The following is an 18,476-nucleotide window of genomic DNA, read 5'->3' on the forward strand; positions in this document are numbered from 1 at the left end:
ACGGGGGTGGCCGTTCGGGGGCGCGGGTGGGAGCGCGCACGGATGGGGAGGATGGGATTGAAACGTTTCAAATCGTTGATGCGGTCGCAACATATGAGAGTTGCCGTGAGTGGTCAATAGGTTCGGTACGCCCGCACGGTGGCGTGATCGAGGCGGTGCCCTGGGCCCGAACGGGCAGCCGAATGGCGCCAGTTGACCGTGCACCGGTCACCGCACTCCCCGGATCACCGAGCACCGAGCACCGGAGGTCCGCGACGGAGTGCGTCCGTACCGCGCCGAGGCAGCCAGGTGATCTGCTGACCAGGTCATCGACAGTCCAAGTCTGGGCAATGGATGAGTCTGGTGTCTGTTTCCGTCGTGTCCCGCCATGCGTTGATGAGCCGTCCGGAACACAAGACCGAATCCGGCCGGATCACCAACTCGAGGAAGCGCGCACAGCATGAACAGCAGACGCACACGTCAGGTGTCCGACGTGACGGTGCCCCTCCTCGCGTCCGGCGACGAGATCGACTGCGTCGGTCTCGCCAAGGTCGGCTCGGTCTCGGTGAAACGACGCATGCTGACCACGACCTTGGCCGCGGTGCTCAGCGGGGGTTCCCTCATAGCCGTCGCTCAGCCGCGTCCGCTGTACTTCGCCCTGACCCGGCAGCGCCTGCTGTTCTTCGCCCCGGATCCGCTCGGGGGCAAGCCGGGCAGGCAGCCGGTGATGGACCTGCCGCGGCAACTGCTGACGGTCGAGCCACCGAGCAGCGCACTGCTCGGCCTGGGCCTCAAGACCGTACTGAGCGTCGCCGGTGGCGACCAAGGACTGAAACTCACGTTCCCGCCCGCGTACAAGGCCGGCGCCCGCGACCTGGCGAGTCGGCTGCCGCAGTCCACCTGAGCGGTCACAGCAGTCCTCGTACGTGAATCATCTGCCCGGCCTCCGTCACTCCTGGGCCGCGTCAGATCCGGAAACGCCGGGACGCAGGCCGTGATCGTTCATGCGGTGCGGCATCCCGCCGGCGGTCACCGACAACCAGGCCCGCGGTGTCAGGCCATCCTGGCCACGCCAGGCGGCCCGGGCGACCGCGTCGATCACCGCGCAGGCCCAACCGTCCACGGGCACAAAGGAGTTCGCCGGGAGACGGCCCGCACCGGCTTCCTACGCTGCGTCGTAGTCCATCTCTGCCGTCTCGTCGCGCGGAGGGAGGTGAGCGTGCACGGCGTGGCGGCCGGCCTCACAGCGGCTCCCGGATGGGCCGACGGACGTAGCGCAGTGGCGATCTGCCGGACGGTGCGGGTGCGGACCGCAGCCACGGCATGCGTATCGACGGCGTGGCAGCCGCACCTCCCCATGACCCGGCCGTCACCCCCGTCGGCGGAGGGGCGGTCGACGGGGGCAGATCCTCGAGTCACCGTGCCGATCGACGGCCGGGTCCTGTAGCCGCTGGGGGTCCCGCGGAGCCCCGCGTCGTCGCCCTGCACACAGGCGGCTGGGTCCTGTCCTTGGCGTCGCGGCGGAAGCCACACCCGCGGACCGCCACTGCTGTGCCGTACGTGGCGAGCGGGTCGTCGCCACGCACCGCCGCTGCTGTGCCGTACGTGGCGAGCGGGTCGTGGCCATCCACGCGCGCGACAGCACCCGCGTGCTGGTTCGACGGACCGGCTCAGAGGCGCCTTGCGATCCATGGCAAGAATCTCTTAGCATCTAAATAACTTAGGTGCTAAGTTAAATTTCGAACCGAAGGATCATCCATGAGCGCACACGGAGATGTAGATCTCGGCCACACCGTGGCCGGGTGGACCGGCACGGTCGTCGCAGTGATCGGATTCGCGGTCCTGGGTGCCGCCGTCGTCACCGTCTCGCTCGCGGTCGCAGTGAGCGGTCTCCTGGTGATCGCCGTGGCCGTGCTCATCACCTGGCTTCTCCACCTGGCCGGTTGGGGCAAGCCCAGCGGCCCCCGCCCGCAGAGCCAGTGGTCGTGGCGCGTACGGGATCTCAGCGCTCATCGGGGCCATCCCGGATGCATGGGCTGCCGACTGGCCGGCCGCACCGGCAGGACCGTCTCCTCCACTGTCATCCCTGAACCCGCACCCGAACCCGCATCCGTGCATACAGCTCTGGAAACGGGGCGGCCCGCGGAAAACGCCGCCTCTGATGTCTGATCTCTGAACCGGAGGAGGTCAGGGGACAGCGCATACGGCCACACCCGCCAGGGAAGCAAGCCGCGACGCCGAGTGCTGGTGGAGGCGGTGCGGGAGCCGAGGGCTCGACGGCGGGTTCACCATCTAGCTCCACCTGAATGCGGACGGCAGCTGTCGCGTACTCAAAGGCCCGGCGGACAGCCACCCGGCTTCGGCGAAGAGCGGTGCACGAACGCACAGCAGATCGTCAAGGTCACCGGTGACCATGTCGCTGGCATCGTGCTGGACAGGTACGAGCCGGTGCGCGAAGTGATGGGCGTGTCCGTCGCATGCTGGCGCGGAGCCGACTCGCTGGTGGCGGTCTACTCAGGCGAGGCCGAGGCTCTCTCCTTTCCACGAGGTCGCACTGCGTTGATCTACCCGGCCTGGATGAGCGGGGCCGGCGAGGAGGCGTCAAGGACAGCGACGGCTGAGGACCTCAGAGCGTTCACGGGCCGCTAATTCCACAATGCGTTCAGCCGTTGACTGCGATCATGAGCCACATGCTGTCGCTGACGATGAACGATGCCGCGGCCGAGGCACTCGTGCTCGCCGGTAGCGCAATCCTGACGCCGCCCGGCGGCCTTGCTCCTGGCCTGCGTGGCCTGCTTGCGGAAGGGATCACCCGCCGTGGAGAGGTGCTCACCTGGGCCAAGTCGGCGGGCGATGCGGGCGGCGCTCCATCGTTCTTCGGACACCTCACCGATTGGGAGTCGGCCGACAGCTCCTTCCACCTGGAGGACTACGTCCCCGTCGATGTCCGGATCACCGACGCCGCTCCGCAGATCTCGGAGCACGATCAGCGAATCCTGCTCCTTCACGGGATCACATTCGCCATGGAGTTCCGCCAGCTCATCACCAGACTGGACCACCCAGGTCCGGTGCGCTGCATCGTCGGAGCCAACGAAACCAACGCGACGTTCAGGTTCCACCAGATTCGTGCAGGCGAGTCGTGGCACAACCCAGACCTCGACAGCTACCGGATGGACAAGATAGTCGTAATCGACCTCAAGCCGGCTGACGGCTGACGGCTCTCGGCTGACGGCTGACGGCTGACGGCTGACGGCTGACGCCACCAGCATCGGCACGCACGTCCTCTTGGTGCAGAGAAGTCGGCAGGGGCCTGTCCAATGCCGAGATCGCCGAGCAGCTCTGCATCAGCGTCGCGACCGCCAAGACCTATCTCACCCGGCTGCTCGCCAAACGCCCGCACCCGGGTGCAACCGGTCATCCTGGCCTACGCGGCGGGCCTGGTGGCACCGTCGTGGCGAGTGGACTCCCTGCGAAAGGATGCTCGCTCACCGTCTGCTGTCGCCGGGTGGCAGCGGGCCGGTGAGTTCGGCGATCGCCTCGGGGGGCGGCCTGAAGTGGCGCCGGACGTTCTCACCGCGGCTGTGGAGCCACAGGCACCGCCGATCGCGCCCCCGCGGGGCGGGATCGCGGTCGCGGGCTCCCGCTGGGGATAGCCTCAGGTTGCCGCACGCTTATCGTTTGGCGGTGCATATTTCGGATCATAAGGGGTTTTGATGCATGGCAAGGTGCGCCCCGGCGCCACGGCGGAGCAGGCGCACGCCCAGATGGATCGCCTCATCGCTCTCGGCATCCTCGCGCAGCACGACGTCGCCCAGCGCCTCGGCCTCAACGTCACCGACCTGACCTGCCTCGGATTCATCATCGAAGCCGCCGACCAGCCGCTTACCGCGGGCGCTCTCGCCGAACGCGCCAACCTGACGACCGGAGCCATCACGGGCGTCATCACTCGCCTCGAACGGGCCGGATACGCACACCGTCACAACGACCCCGCCGACCGCAGGCGCGTCCGTGTCGTCGTCGACCCCACCGCTCTCCAGCGGCTCTACGAGGTGTACGAGCCCAACTACCTCAAGTTCGCCGAGCTGTTCGCACAGTACACACCGGACGACATCGCGGTGCTCTCCGACTGGCTGACGCGCGCGACCGAGATCCTGCGGACCTCGACCGACGAGATGCGCGAGAACGGTGAGCCGTCCGAGCCGGATCCGCGTTCCTCTCCTTCGAGCGGCAGCTCATGACCCCGTAGGTGCGGGCCCGGACGGCCGCGGACGAACAGGGCGACCCCGGAGAGTGGCTGGACGCCCCGTTCGTGGGCGGCGGCAGGACTATCGGGTGGCTGGGCAACACCTGGGCGATTACGTGAGGACGGCCGGAACAGCTCGTAGCAGAGGGGACGACGGCCACACAATCCGCGTGAGGCCAACTGGTGCGCACCCGACTGTGGTTCCCTGCGCCATGTCACCGCCGCGCACCAGACCCTACGGTTCCGCCACGCCCGGTGTAGCCGGCGTGCAGCGACGCGCCGGCGACCTCAGGAGCACCGGGCAGCCATCCGGTTAAGGAGCCGCCCATGCACCCCCCGCACTCTCGGAAACGGCCGTCGCACCGGTGGGGCCGCCTCGTGCCTCGCCTCCTCGCCGTCGTCGCGCTCGTACTCGGTGCCGCTCTCGCCGGTCCGGTGGACACCGCGGACGCCGCGGTCACGCTCACGCGTGTGACCGGCTTCGGGTCGAATCCGGGCGCGTTGAACATGTACGTGTACCGGCCGGCGTCGCTGCCGGCGAACCCGCCCGTGATCGTCGCGCTGCACGGGTGCACACAGAGCGCTCAGGTCTACGCGGACAACTCCGGACTGGTCCAGGTCGCCGACCGTGACAAGTTCGTGCTGGTGCTCGCGGAGACCACCTCCTCGAACAACCTCAACAAATGCTTCAACTGGTTCCAGAGCACCGACAACCAGCGCGGCCAGGGCGAGACGCTCTCGATCCGGCAGATGGCCGACTACGCCGTCTCCGCGTACGGGGCGGATCCTCAACGTCTTTTCGTCACCGGCCTGTCCGCGGGCGGTGCCATGACCGCCGTCATGCTCGCCACCTATCCCGATGTCTTCTCCGCCGGCGCGGTCGTCGCCGGCCTGCCCTACAACTGCACGAAGGACAACAGCCCCTACACGTGCATGAGCCCCGGGGTGGACCTCAGCCCGAGCCAGTGGGCCCAACGGGTACGCGACGCTAACCCCTCGTACACCGGGCCGTGGCCGCGCACCGCCATCTGGTACGGCGACCAGGACACCACGGTCGTGCCGCGCAACGCCACCGAGCTTCGCGACCAGTGGACGGCACTGCACGGGCTGTCCCAGACCCCCACCCGTACCTCCGCCATCGGGCCCGACGCGACCCAGCACGACGAGTACGTGGCCTCCGACGGCGCGGTGGCCGTCGAGGTCGACCGCGTCCCCGGCATCAACCACGGCACCCCGGTCGATCCCGGCACCGGCAGCGAACAGTGCGGCGCCACCGGAGCTCCGTACTTCCTGGACTCGATCTGCTCCAGCCACTGGATCGCCCGGTTCTTCGGTCTCGACGGCTCCGGCCCGGGTTCGCTGCCCGCGCCCACCGGGCTGAGAGCGACCGCTGTCACGGACACCAGCATCGGCTTGAGCTGGAACGCGGTGACCGGTGCGGCGGACTACGTCGTCCACCGCGACGGCAACCCCGTCGCGACGCCGAGCGGCACGTCGTACACGGACACCGGCCTCGGCGCGGGTACCTCGCACTCCTACACGGTCGCCGCCCGGGACGCCGGTGGCACGGCGGGATCCCGCTCCGGGACGGTCACGGCCACCACCAGCGGCAGCGTGGCCGCCTGTCACACCGGCAGCAACTACGCCCACGTGCAGGCAGGACGAGCCGCCACCAGTGGCGGCTACACCTACGCCAAGGGCTCCAACCAGAACATGGGCCTGTACAACACCTTCGTCACCCACACCCTGAAAGAGTCGCCCACCGGCTACTACACCATCGCCGACAGCGGCTGCCCCTGATCGCACACCCGCACCCGTCGCAATCGGTGAGGTGCAACGGCCCGCCATGGTGTCCGACCCTTCTGTCCGGGCCGCAGCCATGGTGGGCCCACACATGTTCCCCGCGGTCACCGTGCCTCTAGCCTCCGGCCTGTCCACCGCTCGACTTGAAACCCGACTTGAAACCCGCCTCGGAACCCGACCCGGAATTTCGACCCGGAACCCGACCCAGAACTCGACCCAGAACTCGACCCAGAACTCGACCCAGAACTCGACTCGGAGGCATCGGATGCTCCCACCGCGCACGGTCACCACCCCACCGCGCAGACGGCTCAGGCGGCGCGCCGCCCTCGGAGCACTGTCGCTCGCGGCCGTCTGTTCGCTGCTCCCCGCGGCCTCACCGGCCGCGGGCGCGCAAGGAACACCGGACGGCGGTCACTGCGCCGGCCGCGCCCTGGTGCGCGTACCGGGCGCGGCCCACCAGCAGGCCGACTGCCTGGACGAGCTGACCACAGCCGGCACGGTGGCCTCCGGCCACACCGACCCGGCCGACTTCGCGGGTCTCACCCCCCTGGACCTGGCCACACCGAGCGGTGTGCCGGGCATCCAGATCGACGGCTACTTCCCCGACTCGTCGACCACCGACACCAACCACGGCTGGAACCACGACGCCCAGTTCGTCATCCGGCTGCCCGACCACTGGAACGGCGGTCTGGTGGTCTCCGGGACGCCGGGCAACCGCGAGCAGTACGCCAACGACCGTGCGATCTCCGACTGGGTGCTCTCGCGCGGCTACGCCTTCGCCGCCACCGACAAGGGCAATACCGGGCTCACCTTCTACCGCGACGGGCGCAGGCCCGGTGATGCCATCGCCGAGTGGAACACGCGCCTGACCCAGCTCACTCGGGCCGCCCGCGCCGTCGTCACGCAGCGGTACCACCGGCCGCCCGCCCGCACCATCGCCACGGGCCTGTCCAACGGCGGCTACCTGGTGCGATGGCAGTTGGAGAACCACCCCGAGCTGTACGACGGCGGAGTGGACTGGGAAGGCACCCTGTGGCGCTCCGACGGCCCCGGCCTGCTCACTTTCCTTCCACCCGCGCTGCGCGACTATCCCGTGTACGCCGCCGACGGCCCCGGCGCCGCAGAGGCCCTGGAGGCCATGCACAAGGCCGGTTACCCGGTGGGCTCCGAGTTCCTGTGGCCGTACCACCACCAGGTCTACTGGGATCTGACGCAACGCATCTACCGCGAGGAAGTCGACCCCGGCTTCGACGGTGCGACCGAGGCGGGCGCCCCGTTCTGCGCCCCGGGCACCCCGGGCTGCGACGCCGACTACGACTACGCCACCCGGCCGCCCTCGGTCCACCGTGCCGTCGACCGCATCGCCCTGACCGGGCGTATCGGCAAGCCGCTCGTCACGCTGCAAGGCACTCTCGACGTGCTGCTGCCCATCAGCCAGGACTCCGACGTCTACGCCCGTATGGTGCACGGAGCCGGACGGGGCGCCCTGCTGCGCTACTACCGCATCGCGGACGGTACGCACACGGACTCCCTCGTCGACGTCTTCCCCGGCAAACTCCGACCGATGGTCCCCTGCCATCGCTCGGCCTTCACCGCATTGGAACGGTGGCTGAGCGGCAAGGGCCGCCCTCCGGCGGACCACACCGTCGAGCGCCCGGCGGAGGCGGATCCCGCGACGCTGCTCACCGACTGCCGCCTGGGATAGCGTGTCTCGCGTCTGGGGGCGGGAGCGGCGGACACCTCGGACTGGGCCCGTCAGGTTCTGCCCTCGACGCTGGACCGGTACCGGCCACAACTCGCGGTCCGCGGAGGCGGTACGAAGATGTCCACGGCGCGGCCCGGCATTCGATGTCGGCAAAGAGAGGGCCACCCCGCCGTCGGCCCCGCGGACGGCGTCGGTGTGCGGGTCACGGCTGGGTCGTTCGATGGGCTCCAGCAGTTCCGGACACTCACTGGCGGTCTGCTGGATCAGCCGATCAGATGCGGGGGAACAGCGAGGTCCGGGGCGCGAAAGAGGCGAGCCAAGTCCGCTGCCTCTCCTCGGGCGCACACGGCGGCGACGACGTCGATCAGGTTGTCGTAGGCGACGGACATGCGGCCTTGGCGGGCTTCCGCCATACGGCCCCAGGTGTCCCCGGGAAGCATCTCCAGCTGGCAGAGCGCCGCCAGATCACGGACCGTACTCGCTCCGATCCTGGCGGAGTTGCGTGTGAAGTCGTCCCCGTCGGCTCCGAACGCCGGCGTGTCGAGGTGTCCGCTCCGGAAGCGTTGCCACACCTCACCACCCGTCAGGAACGACTGTGCCGAAAGGACTTCGGCCGTGCGGCCGTGGTGCGGCCGGCCAGGGTTCACGCGGATCCAGCGTTGCTCACCGGAACTCCAGAACTCCGTGGTCCATTGGTCTTCGAGCACTCCCTGGCCGAGTCGGGTGCTGAAGCCGCATCTGGCCCGGGCGGCATAGCCCTTGGACTGCAACAGCGCACAGGCGAGAGTGGCCGAGTGACGGCTCGTTCCGACCACTCTCGCGGCGGGCGACCGCGGGTGGTGAAGGGGTTCGGGCAGGCGCTTGGCCAGGATCGCCATGAGATCGCGGACAGGCCGGATGCTCTGTTCCTCCGACCTGCGCCCGGGAACACCGAGTGCCGACGCTTCACCCGGCAGGACGACCAGGGCCTGCGCGGCGGCACATATCGCCAACGGATCATCGGTCATGCCCTGGAGGAGCCAGAACTGACCTGGGTCGATGGTGGTGAACGGTCCAGGATGAAGGTAATCGATTACGAGGTCAGCCATAGCCACCGAGTGTAGGCAGCCGTGGTCGCTTTGTGACGCCTTTGACTCAACCGGTGAGCGAAGTTGTTCCTCTCGTCGGAGTGGGCGCCCGTAGAGTCGTGGTCGATGAAGGAGCGTGCCACCATGCAGCAGCGAGTGACCATGCACGATGTCGCGCGGGCTGCGGGAGTGTCATCGGCGACGGTTTCGTACGTGCTGAGCGGGAAGCGTCCCGTGACGGAGGAGACCCGCAGATCGGTTCAATCGGCCATCGACCGGCTCGGGTTCAGTCTCAACCCGGTCGCCCGCAGCCTGCGTACCGGCAGGTCCATGATGGTCGCTCTGATCGTCCCCGACATCTCCAACCCCTTCTACGCACTGCTCGCGCGTTCCTTACAGGACGAGCTGCGGGGGCGGGAGTATCACGTCGTCGTGTGCAACACGGGGGCTCAACTCGCCGAGGAACAGGCGCTCCTGCGAGAGGCGATGCAACAGCGTTTCGCCGGCGTGATCATGACGCCGTTCCGGCTTTCCACCCAGGCCTTCGAGGCGCTCCGCAGTGCGGCGGTTCCTGTTGTCGTCAGTGCGGACATCGCGTTCGGGGAGGTCGACCTCGTGACTCCCGACGCGGAAGACGCCGTCCGGGAAGCGATACGGCACGTGGCCGACTCCGGACGCCGCCGCATCGGTGTCGTCGCCGGGCCTCGTGACGCCACCGGCGGGGATCCCCGGCTGGACCGCATCAGAACTCATGCCGCCGCCGCGGGACTCCGGGTCTCGCAGGAGCACATCGTCCACGGTGAGCACACGCGCGCGGCGGGGGCACAGGGATTCCGGCACCTCATGCGCTCCCGGCGTCCGCCGGAGGCGGTGCTGTGCGTGAACGACGTCACGGCGGTCGGCGCGATGGACATGGCCGACCGACTGGGCCTCGACATCCCGGGCGATGTGGCCCTGGTGGGGCACGACGACATCGACTTCGCGACGCTCGTCCGGCCCCGCCTGACCACGATCCGCTACCCGGCACACGAAGTCGGACGGATCGCGGCCCTTCTCCTGCTCGAGCAGATCGACGGGCGGAGCGACCCGCGCACGGCGTATGTGTCAGCCGATTTCGTGGCCCGGGCGTCGACCTGAGTCCGCCGAGCTGTCCGGCCGGCGGACTGCCCGGCGGACCGTCCGGCGGCCAGGCCCCTCACCGTGGTGCCGCCGGGGCGGCGCCGCGTCGGTTCCACTGGGCGAGGACGAGGGGAACGGTGGCCGCGAAGCTCGTCGCGGCGATACCCCCGCACCTGGCGTCGGAACGCATCAGATCCCCCACGACCTGGGCGGTCAACCGGTGCCAGGTGCGCGAGCGGCGCAGCATCGCGTGATCGCCGTGGCCGATGAGGACGATGCCGGACCGGGCGCCCGCGTCACGTGCGCGGAACACGAAGTCGGCCGAATCGGCAGCCCGGGTGACCCGGTCCCGGTCGCCGTGGAGGACGACGACGCTTTTGCCCCGCAGATGGTTCACCGGTTCACCGGGCGGCACCCAGGGAGCGAGCGCGAGTACGCCACGGACCGCGGGATGGGCCGCCGCCCGCAGCGCGGTGCGTGCGCCCATCGAATGCCCCACCAGGACGACGGGGACGTCCCCGCTCAGCACGCCGAGGGACGACAGTGCCGCGAAGGCGTCTTCGACCGGGTCGCCGCCGTTCCAGCCGCGGTAGCGGTAGCGCACCTGCCCCAGCAGCACATGGTGCAGGGGAAGCCCCTCCGCCGCGGCGCGCAGCACCGGACGCATCCGCAGCGCCTCGAGGTGCCAGGGCCGGGAGACCTGCCGGCCGTCCGGACGTCCCCCGTGCAGCGTGAACACCGCGGCACGCACCGTCTCCGGGCGGTGCCGCACCACGAGGGCGGCTCTCGGCTCCGAGCCGGCAACCGGGTATCCGGGCATGTCATCCCTCGTTCTCTTCCGACGCGCGCAGTCCCTCACACCGACGGCCCCCTGGGGAGCCGTCGTTGCTCAGGCGACGGCTCGGCCGCGCCCCGGCACTGCTGTGCATGACGATGTCAGACATCACCACTGGCATGGGCACCCACCGCCGACGCGCCGTCACCGAGGACATGAGCGGGACACGAGCGGGACAAGAAGGAGGCTGGGTCTCGGGCGAGAACTGACAGACGGTAGCTGACGGGGGCGGTAGCTGACGGACCTGTCCGAACGTGAACGCGAATGCCTGGATTCCGGGAGTGACGCGGCTCTCCGGCCGGGCCTGACGCGCGGCCTCGTCGTCTACGAGACGGTGCATGGTGGGTGTCCCGTCGATGTGCGGGGTCCTGGCGCCCTTGCCGTCGACCAGCACGGTGACCGAGCCCTTGCCGGCGAGGACCAGATTGACGTTCTTGGCCCGGTACGTGAACGCGAGGCGGGCGCCGGCGCCCGCGGTGAAGTGCTCGTAGCCGGCGGTCCAGGTGCCCGCCAGGGAAAGCCTGTTGAGGAGAATCGTGGCCGGGAAGCGGCAGATCGCCGCCTTGCCGTCGACGGCTTGCGGAAGGCGCCGACCCGTTCGGCCACCCTGCGACCCGCCAGCGCGAAGACCAGCAGGGGAAGTGCCGTGCCGATCGCGAAGGAGACGGTCAACGCGCCGACGTCGACGCCGAGTTCACCACGGGTACCCGCCACCGTGATCGCCGCCGGCACGGGACCGGCACACGGCGCGTACAGCAGTCCGAGGCCCAGCCCCAGGACGAAGGCGCTCCCGTCCTTGTCGACCTGCCGCTGCGGGATGCGCGCGAACGGCTTTTCCAGCACACGCTCCACGGCGGGGAAGACCAGGCCGAGCCCGATGAGCACCAGGAGGACGAGCCCCACGTAGCGCGGGATGTCCTTCGGCAGACCCAGCGCCGAGATGGTCGTCACGCCGAGCAGGGTGAAGAAGCTGAAGCTGAGCACCAGCCCCGCGACCACGGCGCAGGGCCTGCGATCGCGCCGTCGGGCCGGCGGTGCGGGCCGCGTCCCGACGCGGATGCCCCCGCCCTCGGCGGCGGCTGGGACACAGGGTCCCTCCCGGCCCTCGGCGGGGGCCGGAGCGCCCGACTCCCGGCCTTCGGCGGACGCGGCCGAAGAAGCTCTGCCCGCCCGCTCCGGTGGGGTGTCGGTGCCAGGACCTCCCGCCAGGAACACGACGGGCAACACGGGGAGGACGCATGGGGACACGGCGGTGATCAGCCCGCCGAGCAGTCCGGTCAGAACCACGTTGATCACGCGATGCAGCCTCCGAAGTGAAGTCCGGCCGTTGCGGCCCGCTCACTCATGGTCCGAAGCTGTTCGCCCCTGCGGATTGGTCCGGCGCGCCGACCGCTCGCGGGCCGACGGCGCGAGCCCCTGCCTGCCCCACGGCCGAGCGTCAGCCACAGCGGCGAAGGAGCTCCCCCGGCAATTCGCCTGGAGGAGCCCCACGTTGTGCCGCCTGCCGGTGACGGGTGAGAAGACGCTCACGGGCAGGGCGTCCGAGCGCTCGTGGCTACGGTGTCACGGCGCGAGGAGCAGGCTGTCGCCGCGCTCCTTGGCGGCTGCGTAACGCCTCGCCACGTCCTGCCAGTTGACGACGGCCCACATGGCGTCGATGAAGTCGACCTTCTGGTTCTTGTACTGGAGGTAGAAGGCGTGCTCCCAGGCGTCGAAGACCAGGATCGGGGTGGAGCCCTGGCAGACGTTGCCCTGATGGTCGTAGACCTGCTCGACGATCAGACGCCCGCTGAGCGGCTCGTAGGCGAGCACACCCCAGCCCGAGCCCTGGGTGGTCGCGGCGGCCTTGGTGAGCTGCGCCTTGAAACCCGCGTAGGAGCCGAACGACTCGGCGATGGCGTCCGCCAGCTCACCCACCCCGTCCGCCGCCAGTGGCTCGCCGCCACCGTCGCCGGTCATGTTGTGCCAGTAGATGCTGTGCAGGATGTGCCCGGAGAGGTGGAAGGCCAGGTTCTTCTCCAGCCCGTTGATCGAGCCCCACGACTCCTTGTCCCGCGCATCCGCGAGTTGCTCCAGCGTGTCGTTCGCGCCCTTCACGTAGGCCGCGTGGTGCTTGTCGTGATGCAGCTCGATGATCTCGGGGCTGATGACCGGGGCGAGCGCCGCGTAGTCGTACGGAAGCTCCGGGAGCGTGTACACCGGCATGTCCAACGTCCTCCGACATAATTGCGAATGATGTGCAGCTGCACGCTAACAGCAGTAAGCCGTCGTATCGATCAGGCATCGGACCTAGGACTGCGGGCCGTGTCGCCCCGGGAGGGCGCCTGCGCCAGCCCCGCCGTCCGCTTCTCCTCGACCCGGGACACACGAGCCGTTCGGCCGCACCTCCGCGATCAGGGCGGCGCCGGGACGGCCACATCGTCGTCCAGCTGCATCCGATCACGACGCCAGAACCGAATAGAGCAGTATGAGTAGATTCCTACGGATCTACGGCATCGCCCGGCTCCCACCGCACGACGTCGTCGTCCGGGATGCGCGTCCCCTGCCTGGAGCGCGCCGCCCGGACGACGTCGGGCGCGGGCGTCCAGAAATCGACCCAGCATGAGAGGTGGAACGATGACGGAACCACTGCACCCTCCCGGTGAGACACCCCCCGCCGAAGGATCGACCGCCGAAGCCCACGTCGAGCGACCGGACGGCGGCGTTTGGGAACACCCGTACGTCTGGCTGTCCCTCATCGTGATCGGCTGCGCACTCATCGCCGCCTTCTTCGTGGTGCGCATGATCGATCTATGAGTCGTACGCACAACCGGCGGAGAGGGACTGAGCCGCATCAGCCGGGGCACACGCACGAGGGAGCCTCGTCACCCCTATCCCCGCGGCGGCGAGGCTCCTCGCCTTCCAGTCGGAACTCCGACGCCGAAGGGTTGGACCGGCACCGCGCGGGTCCACCGAAAGGAGCGAACCGTGGTCGACTCAGTCGGATCGGCACCCGGACGGTTCCGCTTCGCGCAGGTCACCCCTCCCGCACACACCGCGCTCGCCGCGCAGGCCGAGTCCGCCACAAGCCCCCGTACCATGCACACCCATGTCCAGATCGGTACGAGCCCGCGCGGTAGGTCGCATGTCCGCTGAGTCCCAGTCCGCCTCGGCCGACCGCCGTCCGCCTGCCCTGGCCGCGCTCGCGCCGACCCGCGGCCGTATCCGGCCGTCCCCCCACTGGTGGCCCGTTCTGCGCCGCACACCGGTGTCCATGTGGCGCGACGACATTTCCGACTACGCGGCCGCCCTCACCTACTACTCCATCCTGGCCGTGCTGCCCTCCCTGCTGGTCATCGTCATCGCCTTCAGCCTGATCAGCCCGGAAACGGCCGCGGAATTCATCACCCAGGTGACCACCTACGCCCCCGGACAATCGGGGATCGAGCTGCACAACGTGCTGACCCGCACGCTGCACGACGACTCGGCCGCCTGGACGCTGCTCTGCGCCTGCACCGTGAGCGCGCTGTGGTCCGCGTGCAGTTACCTCGCCGTCTTCCGCCGCGCCCTGAACCGGATGCACCACGTGACCGACCGCCGCTCCCCTTGGCGCAAGGCCCACCGCATCGTGCTCACCGCTCTCGCGCTGCTGGGGCTGCTCCTCTTCAGCGCCCTGTTGCTGCTGCTGACCGGTCCGGTCGCCGAGGCCGTAGGCCGCCTGATCGGGCTCGACGTGGTGGCCGCCTGGGCGTGGGGGGTGCTGCGCTGGCCCCTTCTGCTCTGCCTGGTGGGGCTGTTGGTCGTCGTCGTCTTCCACACCGGACCGGTACCGGCGCGCAGGCGCAGTCTGCCGGGCGGCGCCCTGGCGGCCAGCCTGTGGCTCGCCGTCTCCGCGGGTTTCGCCGTCTACGCCTCCGCCCTGAGCACCTACAGCAGGCTCTACGGGTCCCTCGCGGGCGTCGTGGTCTTCCTGATCTGGCTGTGGCTGTCCAACCTGGCTCTGCTCACCGGCGCCCAGTTCACCGCCGAACTCAGCAAGGAAGCGGCGGCGTCGGAGCACACCGATTCCGCTCACCCCTCCGACGGACCGTAGCCGTGAACTCCGTACGCGCCGATGCGGTCCAGCTCGGCCGGCGGCCCCTTGAGGAAGGCCGCCGAACCGGTCGTCCCTCGAAACGCCGACGGGGTGCCCGGTCGTCCCGGACACCCCGCCTTACCGGGTCAGGTCACTGAACGATGACCTGGGCGTCGCCCGTGATGCCGCCGGAGGTCACCGAGATGGTGACGGTTCCGGAGCGGTGGGCGGTCAGGGCGCCGGTGGAGGGGTCCACCGAGGCGACCTTCGGGTTGCTGGAACTCCAGACGTGGGAGGCCGGCGCCGCGATCGGGATGGTGAGCGGTGCGATGTTGTCGCCGGCGATCTGGTCGCCGGTCGCGGTCAGGGTGACGCGGTCGCCGCGAGCGATCGGGTCCTTGGGGCCCGTGACCTTGATCGAGGCGAGAGCGGGCTCGACGCTGTACTGCAGGTCACCGTCGTTGCCGATCCGGATCAGACCGAAGTGGTAGATGCCACCCTGTTCGGCCGGGGCGTAGGCGGGCATGCCGAGGTCCGCGAAGGTGAACTGCGGGATGCCGCCCTCGGCGGTGGTCACCTGCTCGCCCTCGGGGTTGAGGATCTGCTCGGCGAAACCGCGGGCGTGACCGTACATCATGATCACGTGCTGCTTCGGGTGCGTCTCCTGGAAGCGCTGCACCAGCCGCAGGTACATCCGCGCCTCCCAGCGGTCCGTGAACTGGCTGTTCGCGGCCGGGTGCGGGTCGTAGGCCGGCATGTGGGTGATGACCAGCACGTCCTTGGCCGTGGTGTCCGTCAGCTGCTGGACCAGCCACGGGTACTGCACGCCCGCGGGGTTCTGGAACGGGTCCGAGGACTGCAGGCTGCCGTGCGAGTTGTCGGTGACGATCATCCGCGCCGCACCCTGGGTGTAGGTGTAGTGCGTGTCGCCGAAGGTGTCGCTGAAGTTGCCGTTCTCGGAGTCGGCGCCCTGGGTGATCTCGTGGTTGCCGACGATGTCGCGCGCGGGGATGCCGAGGGCGTCCATCTTGGACTTGGCGAACTGCAGGTCCACCAGCTTGCCGTCGTCGGGCATGTCGCCGAGGAACTGGGCGGCGTCCGGCCGGGCCTGCGGGCTCAGGGTGGGCAGGCGCTTGGCGATGGAGTCCATCACGTTGCTGCTGACCGAGCCCGGGTCGTTCGCGAGCAGGTGCGCGTCGTCGCCGGCGAGCAGGGTCGTGCCGCGCTTGTCGAAGTCGGCGGAGTCCTCCTCGTAAGAGAGCCACTTCGGGTTCTGCGGGATCGCGTGGTACTCGGGCGCCGTGACCGGTCGCGGCGAGTACAGCGCCTGCAGGCCCGCGACGTTGAGCGAGCCGCTGTAGGCGGTGCTCGGGCTGATCGCCAGGAAGTCGATGAAGCTGATGGTCAGCGGGAACTGCATACCCGCCGGCAGCTGCGCGACCGCCAGGTGCCAGTCCTTCCAGGTGACGTACGTCGGGTAGAGCGTGGTGGACGAGCCGTTGACGCCGATGTACTTCTCGGCGAGCTCGATGCCGTTGCCGTCACCCTTGATCCACACGCCGATGGCGGTGGGGACCTGGCCGTTGTTGGTGTCGGTCTTCAGGGTGACCCGGGGCGAGAGCACCAGCTGCTTGACGCCGGACGCGGCCGGCATCGAGTAGTCGAGCCGCAGCGAGCCGGACTCGGTGGAGCCCGGCGGGACGACGCCCGGGTCGGCGACCAGGGCGGCGGGCTTGCCGGTGGTGTTGTTGCTCAGCCGCCAGTTGTCGAGGCTGGTCACCGGGTCGATGACCTTGCTGACGCTGCCCACGGCGATCGAGGTGGTGCCGGTGGCTCCGGCGACCTGCGCGCTCGCCTCGGCGAGACCGCCGTTGTCGGTGCTCGCGGTGAACAGGCCGTGCGAGTCGACGTCGCCCAGCTTGTCCGGGGTGACCTTCCACTTGGCGGCCTCGGCGGGGATCTGCACCTCGCCGCCGCCCTTGACGGTGCCGGTCAGAGTGAGCTGCTGGGTGGCGCCGTTGTCGAGGTCGGCCTTGTCGGGCGAGACCGTGAGGGTCTCGAGCTTGCTGACGACCTCGAGCTTCTCGGACGTCCAGGCCTTGCCGTTGAAGGCGACGATCCGGCCCTCACCCGCGCGGTGCGGGGTGAGCTTGCCGTCCTCGTACGAGGCCAGGGACGAGGGCACGACCTCGACGCGGACCTGGCCGGCCGACGGATTGGCGAACCGGTCGAGGGAGTGCACAGGGAGCGGGATGGAGCCGCCGGCGACGGTGGTGACCGTCTTGCCGCCGTTCACCACGACCTTGACGGCCGGTCCGGACTCCTTGGCGGTGGAGTAGAAGAAGATGCCGTTGGCGACCGGACGCTCGGTGTTGCCGGGCAGGTCGGAAGGCGTGTTGACGACCTCGGCCTGGTCGGCGCCGGGTGCGCGGCTGACCATGCCGGTGGAACCGCCACCGTCGAACAGCATCGCGCTGTAGGCGCCGTGGGCGACCATGTAGCCGGCGACCTCGTCGCGGGTCACGCCGAAGGCGGTGGAGGCTCCGCCGTGGCCGTCGACGGCGACGACGACGGCGTGCTTGCCGTCCTTGGTGACGCCGACGGCGGTCTCCGGGTTGGCTCCGCCCGGCGGGGTGCCGGTCGGGTCCTTGTAGACCTTGCCGTCCTTCACCAGCGTGTCGACGCCGCTGATCAGCTGGGTGACATCGTTGTCGGGGGCAAGGTGGGTCGCGATGCCCACCGTGTCGCCGGTGTGCAGGTTGTCGGACAGCCACTGCCCGCCGTCACCGGCACCGAGCAGACCGCGCTGGTCGTCGGAGAGCCGCGGCACGGTGGTGACGCCGGTCTGCACGCTGTCGACGACGAAGCCGCCGTCGGCGACGTGGCCGAGCACCAGGGTGGACGGCTTGGACAGACCCGGGGTCTCGCCGAGGTCGGGGGTGACCTCGGTGATCCCGCCGGACGCCACGTCGTTCACGGTGTTCACCGAGGAGAGCGCGCGGGTCGCGGAACCGGCGGTGATCGTGCCGGAGAAGGTCTCCGGGCCCATCACCATGGTGCCGTCGGGCTTGATGCCCAACTGGGAGGCGAAGCCCGGCTTGGGGCTCTTCAGCAGTCGCCCGTTGGTCATGATGCCGCCGAGCGGGCGTCCGCTGGCGTGGATCTCGAAGTAGTCGCCGTTGACGCCGGCCACCGCGTGCGTGCGGTGCGCCATGGACGACGGGGTCTCGTCAGCCGGGTTGGTGATGGTGTCACCGGCCTGGACCATGCCGACCCGGAGGTTCGAGTCACCGAGGTCGGCCGCGAGCACCTGGATGTGCTGGCGGCCGCCGACGGTGTCGTACGTCTCGCTGTAGTGCTGCAGACCGCGGGTGACGGTCTCGGCCGGCGTACGGGTGTAGTCCACCACCGTCGGCCAGTTCTCCGGTGTGTCCGGGAGCCAGTTCCGGCCCGCCGTCTGGCTGTCTGCGGACGTGTCCTCGGCGGAACCGAACGCGGTTCCCGCTCCGGTCACGGCACCGGCGAGCGCCATCGCCACCGCGGTCGCCACGGCGGTACGGCGGAAGCCGACCCCCATGGTTCTCTTCGTTTTGTTCGTCTGAAGTGTCATTACGTGCTTTCCTACGGACATGCACGCCGGTGGGTCACCGACATGCACAAACACCGCACAC

Annotated in this window: 14 protein-coding genes and 3 pseudogenes; 11 read left to right on the forward strand and 6 right to left on the reverse strand. The window is 69.5% G+C overall.

Going from position 1 to position 18,476, the window contains the following annotated elements; translation table 11 throughout:
• Window positions 1-439 precede the first annotated feature (439 nt).
• The 7 genes and pseudogenes from ACFV0T_RS20065 to ACFV0T_RS20095 all read left to right on the forward strand — a co-directional run bounded on the left by ACFV0T_RS20065 (window position 440) and on the right by ACFV0T_RS20095 (window position 7,730).
• Window positions 440-883 carry a hypothetical protein gene (locus ACFV0T_RS20065; protein ID WP_385780574.1) on the forward strand — a complete coding sequence of 148 codons (444 nt, stop codon included), beginning with the start codon at window positions 440-442 and terminating at the stop codon, window positions 881-883.
• Window positions 884-1,737: 854 nt separating this feature from the next.
• Window positions 1,738-2,148, forward strand: coding sequence for an HGxxPAAW family protein (locus tag ACFV0T_RS20070; RefSeq protein ID WP_385780576.1), 411 nt, complete (start codon window positions 1,738-1,740; stop codon window positions 2,146-2,148).
• Window positions 2,149-2,660: 512 nt separating this feature from the next.
• Window positions 2,661-3,194 carry a hypothetical protein gene (locus ACFV0T_RS20075; RefSeq protein WP_385780579.1) on the forward strand — a complete coding sequence of 178 codons (534 nt, stop codon included), beginning with the start codon at window positions 2,661-2,663 and terminating at the stop codon, window positions 3,192-3,194.
• Window positions 3,195-3,277: 83 nt separating this feature from the next.
• Window positions 3,278-3,425, forward strand: a pseudogene (locus ACFV0T_RS20080) (response regulator transcription factor); the annotation flags it as partial.
• A gap of 267 nt (window positions 3,426-3,692) precedes the next feature.
• Entirely contained in the window at window positions 3,693-4,217 is a 525-nt protein-coding gene (locus ACFV0T_RS20085) for a MarR family winged helix-turn-helix transcriptional regulator (protein WP_385780582.1), read from the forward strand.
• 332 nt (window positions 4,218-4,549) lie between these two features.
• The gene (locus ACFV0T_RS20090) at window positions 4,550-6,022 is read left to right on the forward strand and encodes a PHB depolymerase family esterase (RefSeq protein ID WP_385780585.1); all 1,473 of its coding nucleotides are present in this window, start codon (window positions 4,550-4,552) and stop codon (window positions 6,020-6,022) included.
• A gap of 268 nt (window positions 6,023-6,290) precedes the next feature.
• The gene (locus ACFV0T_RS20095; RefSeq protein WP_385780588.1) at window positions 6,291-7,730 is read left to right on the forward strand and encodes a 3-hydroxybutyrate oligomer hydrolase family protein; all 1,440 of its coding nucleotides are present in this window, start codon (window positions 6,291-6,293) and stop codon (window positions 7,728-7,730) included.
• A gap of 263 nt (window positions 7,731-7,993) precedes the next feature.
• On the opposite strand, the gene ACFV0T_RS20100 is transcribed toward ACFV0T_RS20095, so the two are convergent.
• Complete coding sequence (locus tag ACFV0T_RS20100; protein ID WP_385780591.1) at window positions 7,994-8,818, reverse strand: transglutaminase; 825 nt, start codon at window positions 8,816-8,818, stop codon at window positions 7,994-7,996.
• A gap of 123 nt (window positions 8,819-8,941) precedes the next feature.
• On the opposite strand from ACFV0T_RS20100, the gene ACFV0T_RS20105 reads away from it, so the two are divergent.
• Window positions 8,942-9,934 (forward strand): LacI family DNA-binding transcriptional regulator, encoded by a 993-nt coding sequence (locus ACFV0T_RS20105; RefSeq protein WP_385780594.1) that lies wholly within the window; start codon window positions 8,942-8,944, stop codon window positions 9,932-9,934.
• 58 nt (window positions 9,935-9,992) lie between these two features.
• On the opposite strand, the gene ACFV0T_RS20110 is transcribed toward ACFV0T_RS20105, so the two are convergent.
• From ACFV0T_RS20110 to ACFV0T_RS20125, 4 genes and pseudogenes are all read right to left on the reverse strand, one after another.
• Window positions 9,993-10,736, reverse strand: coding sequence for an alpha/beta family hydrolase (locus ACFV0T_RS20110; protein ID WP_385780597.1), 744 nt, complete (start codon window positions 10,734-10,736; stop codon window positions 9,993-9,995).
• A 322-nt stretch (window positions 10,737-11,058) separates the two neighbouring features.
• A pseudogene (locus ACFV0T_RS20115) lies at window positions 11,059-11,307 on the reverse strand (cytochrome c biogenesis protein DipZ); the annotation flags it as partial.
• 77 nt (window positions 11,308-11,384) lie between these two features.
• Window positions 11,385-12,047: pseudogene (locus ACFV0T_RS20120) on the reverse strand (cytochrome c biogenesis protein CcdA); the annotation flags it as partial.
• 267 nt (window positions 12,048-12,314) lie between these two features.
• Entirely contained in the window at window positions 12,315-12,956 is a 642-nt protein-coding gene (locus ACFV0T_RS20125) for a superoxide dismutase (RefSeq protein WP_385780600.1), read from the reverse strand.
• A 411-nt stretch (window positions 12,957-13,367) separates the two neighbouring features.
• Here ACFV0T_RS20125 and ACFV0T_RS20130 point away from each other — a divergent pair, with 411 nt between their 5' ends.
• The 3 genes from ACFV0T_RS20130 to ACFV0T_RS20140 all read left to right on the forward strand — a co-directional run bounded on the left by ACFV0T_RS20130 (window position 13,368) and on the right by ACFV0T_RS20140 (window position 14,823).
• Window positions 13,368-13,547 carry a DUF6480 family protein gene (locus tag ACFV0T_RS20130; protein WP_385780602.1) on the forward strand — a complete coding sequence of 60 codons (180 nt, stop codon included), beginning with the start codon at window positions 13,368-13,370 and terminating at the stop codon, window positions 13,545-13,547.
• 171 nt (window positions 13,548-13,718) lie between these two features.
• A complete protein-coding gene (locus ACFV0T_RS20135) occupies window positions 13,719-13,886 on the forward strand; it encodes a hypothetical protein (protein WP_385780604.1) in 168 nt (55 codons plus the stop codon).
• On the forward strand, window positions 13,876-14,823 hold the full coding sequence (locus ACFV0T_RS20140; protein ID WP_385780607.1) for a YihY/virulence factor BrkB family protein: 948 nt from the start codon (window positions 13,876-13,878) through the stop codon (window positions 14,821-14,823). The genes ACFV0T_RS20135 and ACFV0T_RS20140 overlap by 11 nt, the downstream gene beginning before the upstream one ends.
• Window positions 14,824-14,956: 133 nt before the next feature.
• Here ACFV0T_RS20140 and ACFV0T_RS20145 read toward each other — a convergent pair whose 3' ends face one another.
• Entirely contained in the window at window positions 14,957-18,415 is a 3,459-nt protein-coding gene (locus ACFV0T_RS20145; protein ID WP_385780610.1) for a phosphodiester glycosidase family protein, read from the reverse strand.
• Between the last annotated feature and the right edge of the window lie 61 nt (window positions 18,416-18,476).

The organism is Streptomyces sp. NPDC059582 (assembly GCF_042735715.1).
Lineage (GTDB): Bacteria > Actinomycetota > Actinomycetes > Streptomycetales > Streptomycetaceae > Streptomyces.

What these genes read in the sequence shown, in the direction of transcription:
- ACFV0T_RS20075 (WP_385780579.1), top strand. Translation starts at nt 2,661, where the DNA reads ATGAGCCACATGCTGTCGCTGACGATGAACGATGCCGCGGCCGAGGCA.
- ACFV0T_RS20070 (WP_385780576.1), top strand. Translation starts at nt 1,738, where the DNA reads ATGAGCGCACACGGAGATGTAGATCTCGGCCACACCGTGGCCGGGTGG.
- ACFV0T_RS20100 (WP_385780591.1), bottom strand. Translation starts at nt 8,818, where the DNA reads ATGGCTGACCTCGTAATCGATTACCTTCATCCTGGACCGTTCACCACC.
- ACFV0T_RS20095 (WP_385780588.1), top strand. Translation starts at nt 6,291, where the DNA reads ATGCTCCCACCGCGCACGGTCACCACCCCACCGCGCAGACGGCTCAGG.
- ACFV0T_RS20085 (WP_385780582.1), top strand. Translation starts at nt 3,693, where the DNA reads ATGCATGGCAAGGTGCGCCCCGGCGCCACGGCGGAGCAGGCGCACGCC.
- ACFV0T_RS20145 (WP_385780610.1), bottom strand. Translation starts at nt 18,415, where the DNA reads ATGACACTTCAGACGAACAAAACGAAGAGAACCATGGGGGTCGGCTTC.
- ACFV0T_RS20110 (WP_385780597.1), bottom strand. Translation starts at nt 10,736, where the DNA reads ATGCCCGGATACCCGGTTGCCGGCTCGGAGCCGAGAGCCGCCCTCGTG.
- ACFV0T_RS20090 (WP_385780585.1), top strand. Translation starts at nt 4,550, where the DNA reads ATGCACCCCCCGCACTCTCGGAAACGGCCGTCGCACCGGTGGGGCCGC.
- ACFV0T_RS20140 (WP_385780607.1), top strand. Translation starts at nt 13,876, where the DNA reads ATGTCCGCTGAGTCCCAGTCCGCCTCGGCCGACCGCCGTCCGCCTGCC.
- ACFV0T_RS20105 (WP_385780594.1), top strand. Translation starts at nt 8,942, where the DNA reads ATGCAGCAGCGAGTGACCATGCACGATGTCGCGCGGGCTGCGGGAGTG.
- ACFV0T_RS20130 (WP_385780602.1), top strand. Translation starts at nt 13,368, where the DNA reads ATGACGGAACCACTGCACCCTCCCGGTGAGACACCCCCCGCCGAAGGA.
- ACFV0T_RS20065 (WP_385780574.1), top strand. Translation starts at nt 440, where the DNA reads ATGAACAGCAGACGCACACGTCAGGTGTCCGACGTGACGGTGCCCCTC.
- ACFV0T_RS20125 (WP_385780600.1), bottom strand. Translation starts at nt 12,956, where the DNA reads ATGCCGGTGTACACGCTCCCGGAGCTTCCGTACGACTACGCGGCGCTC.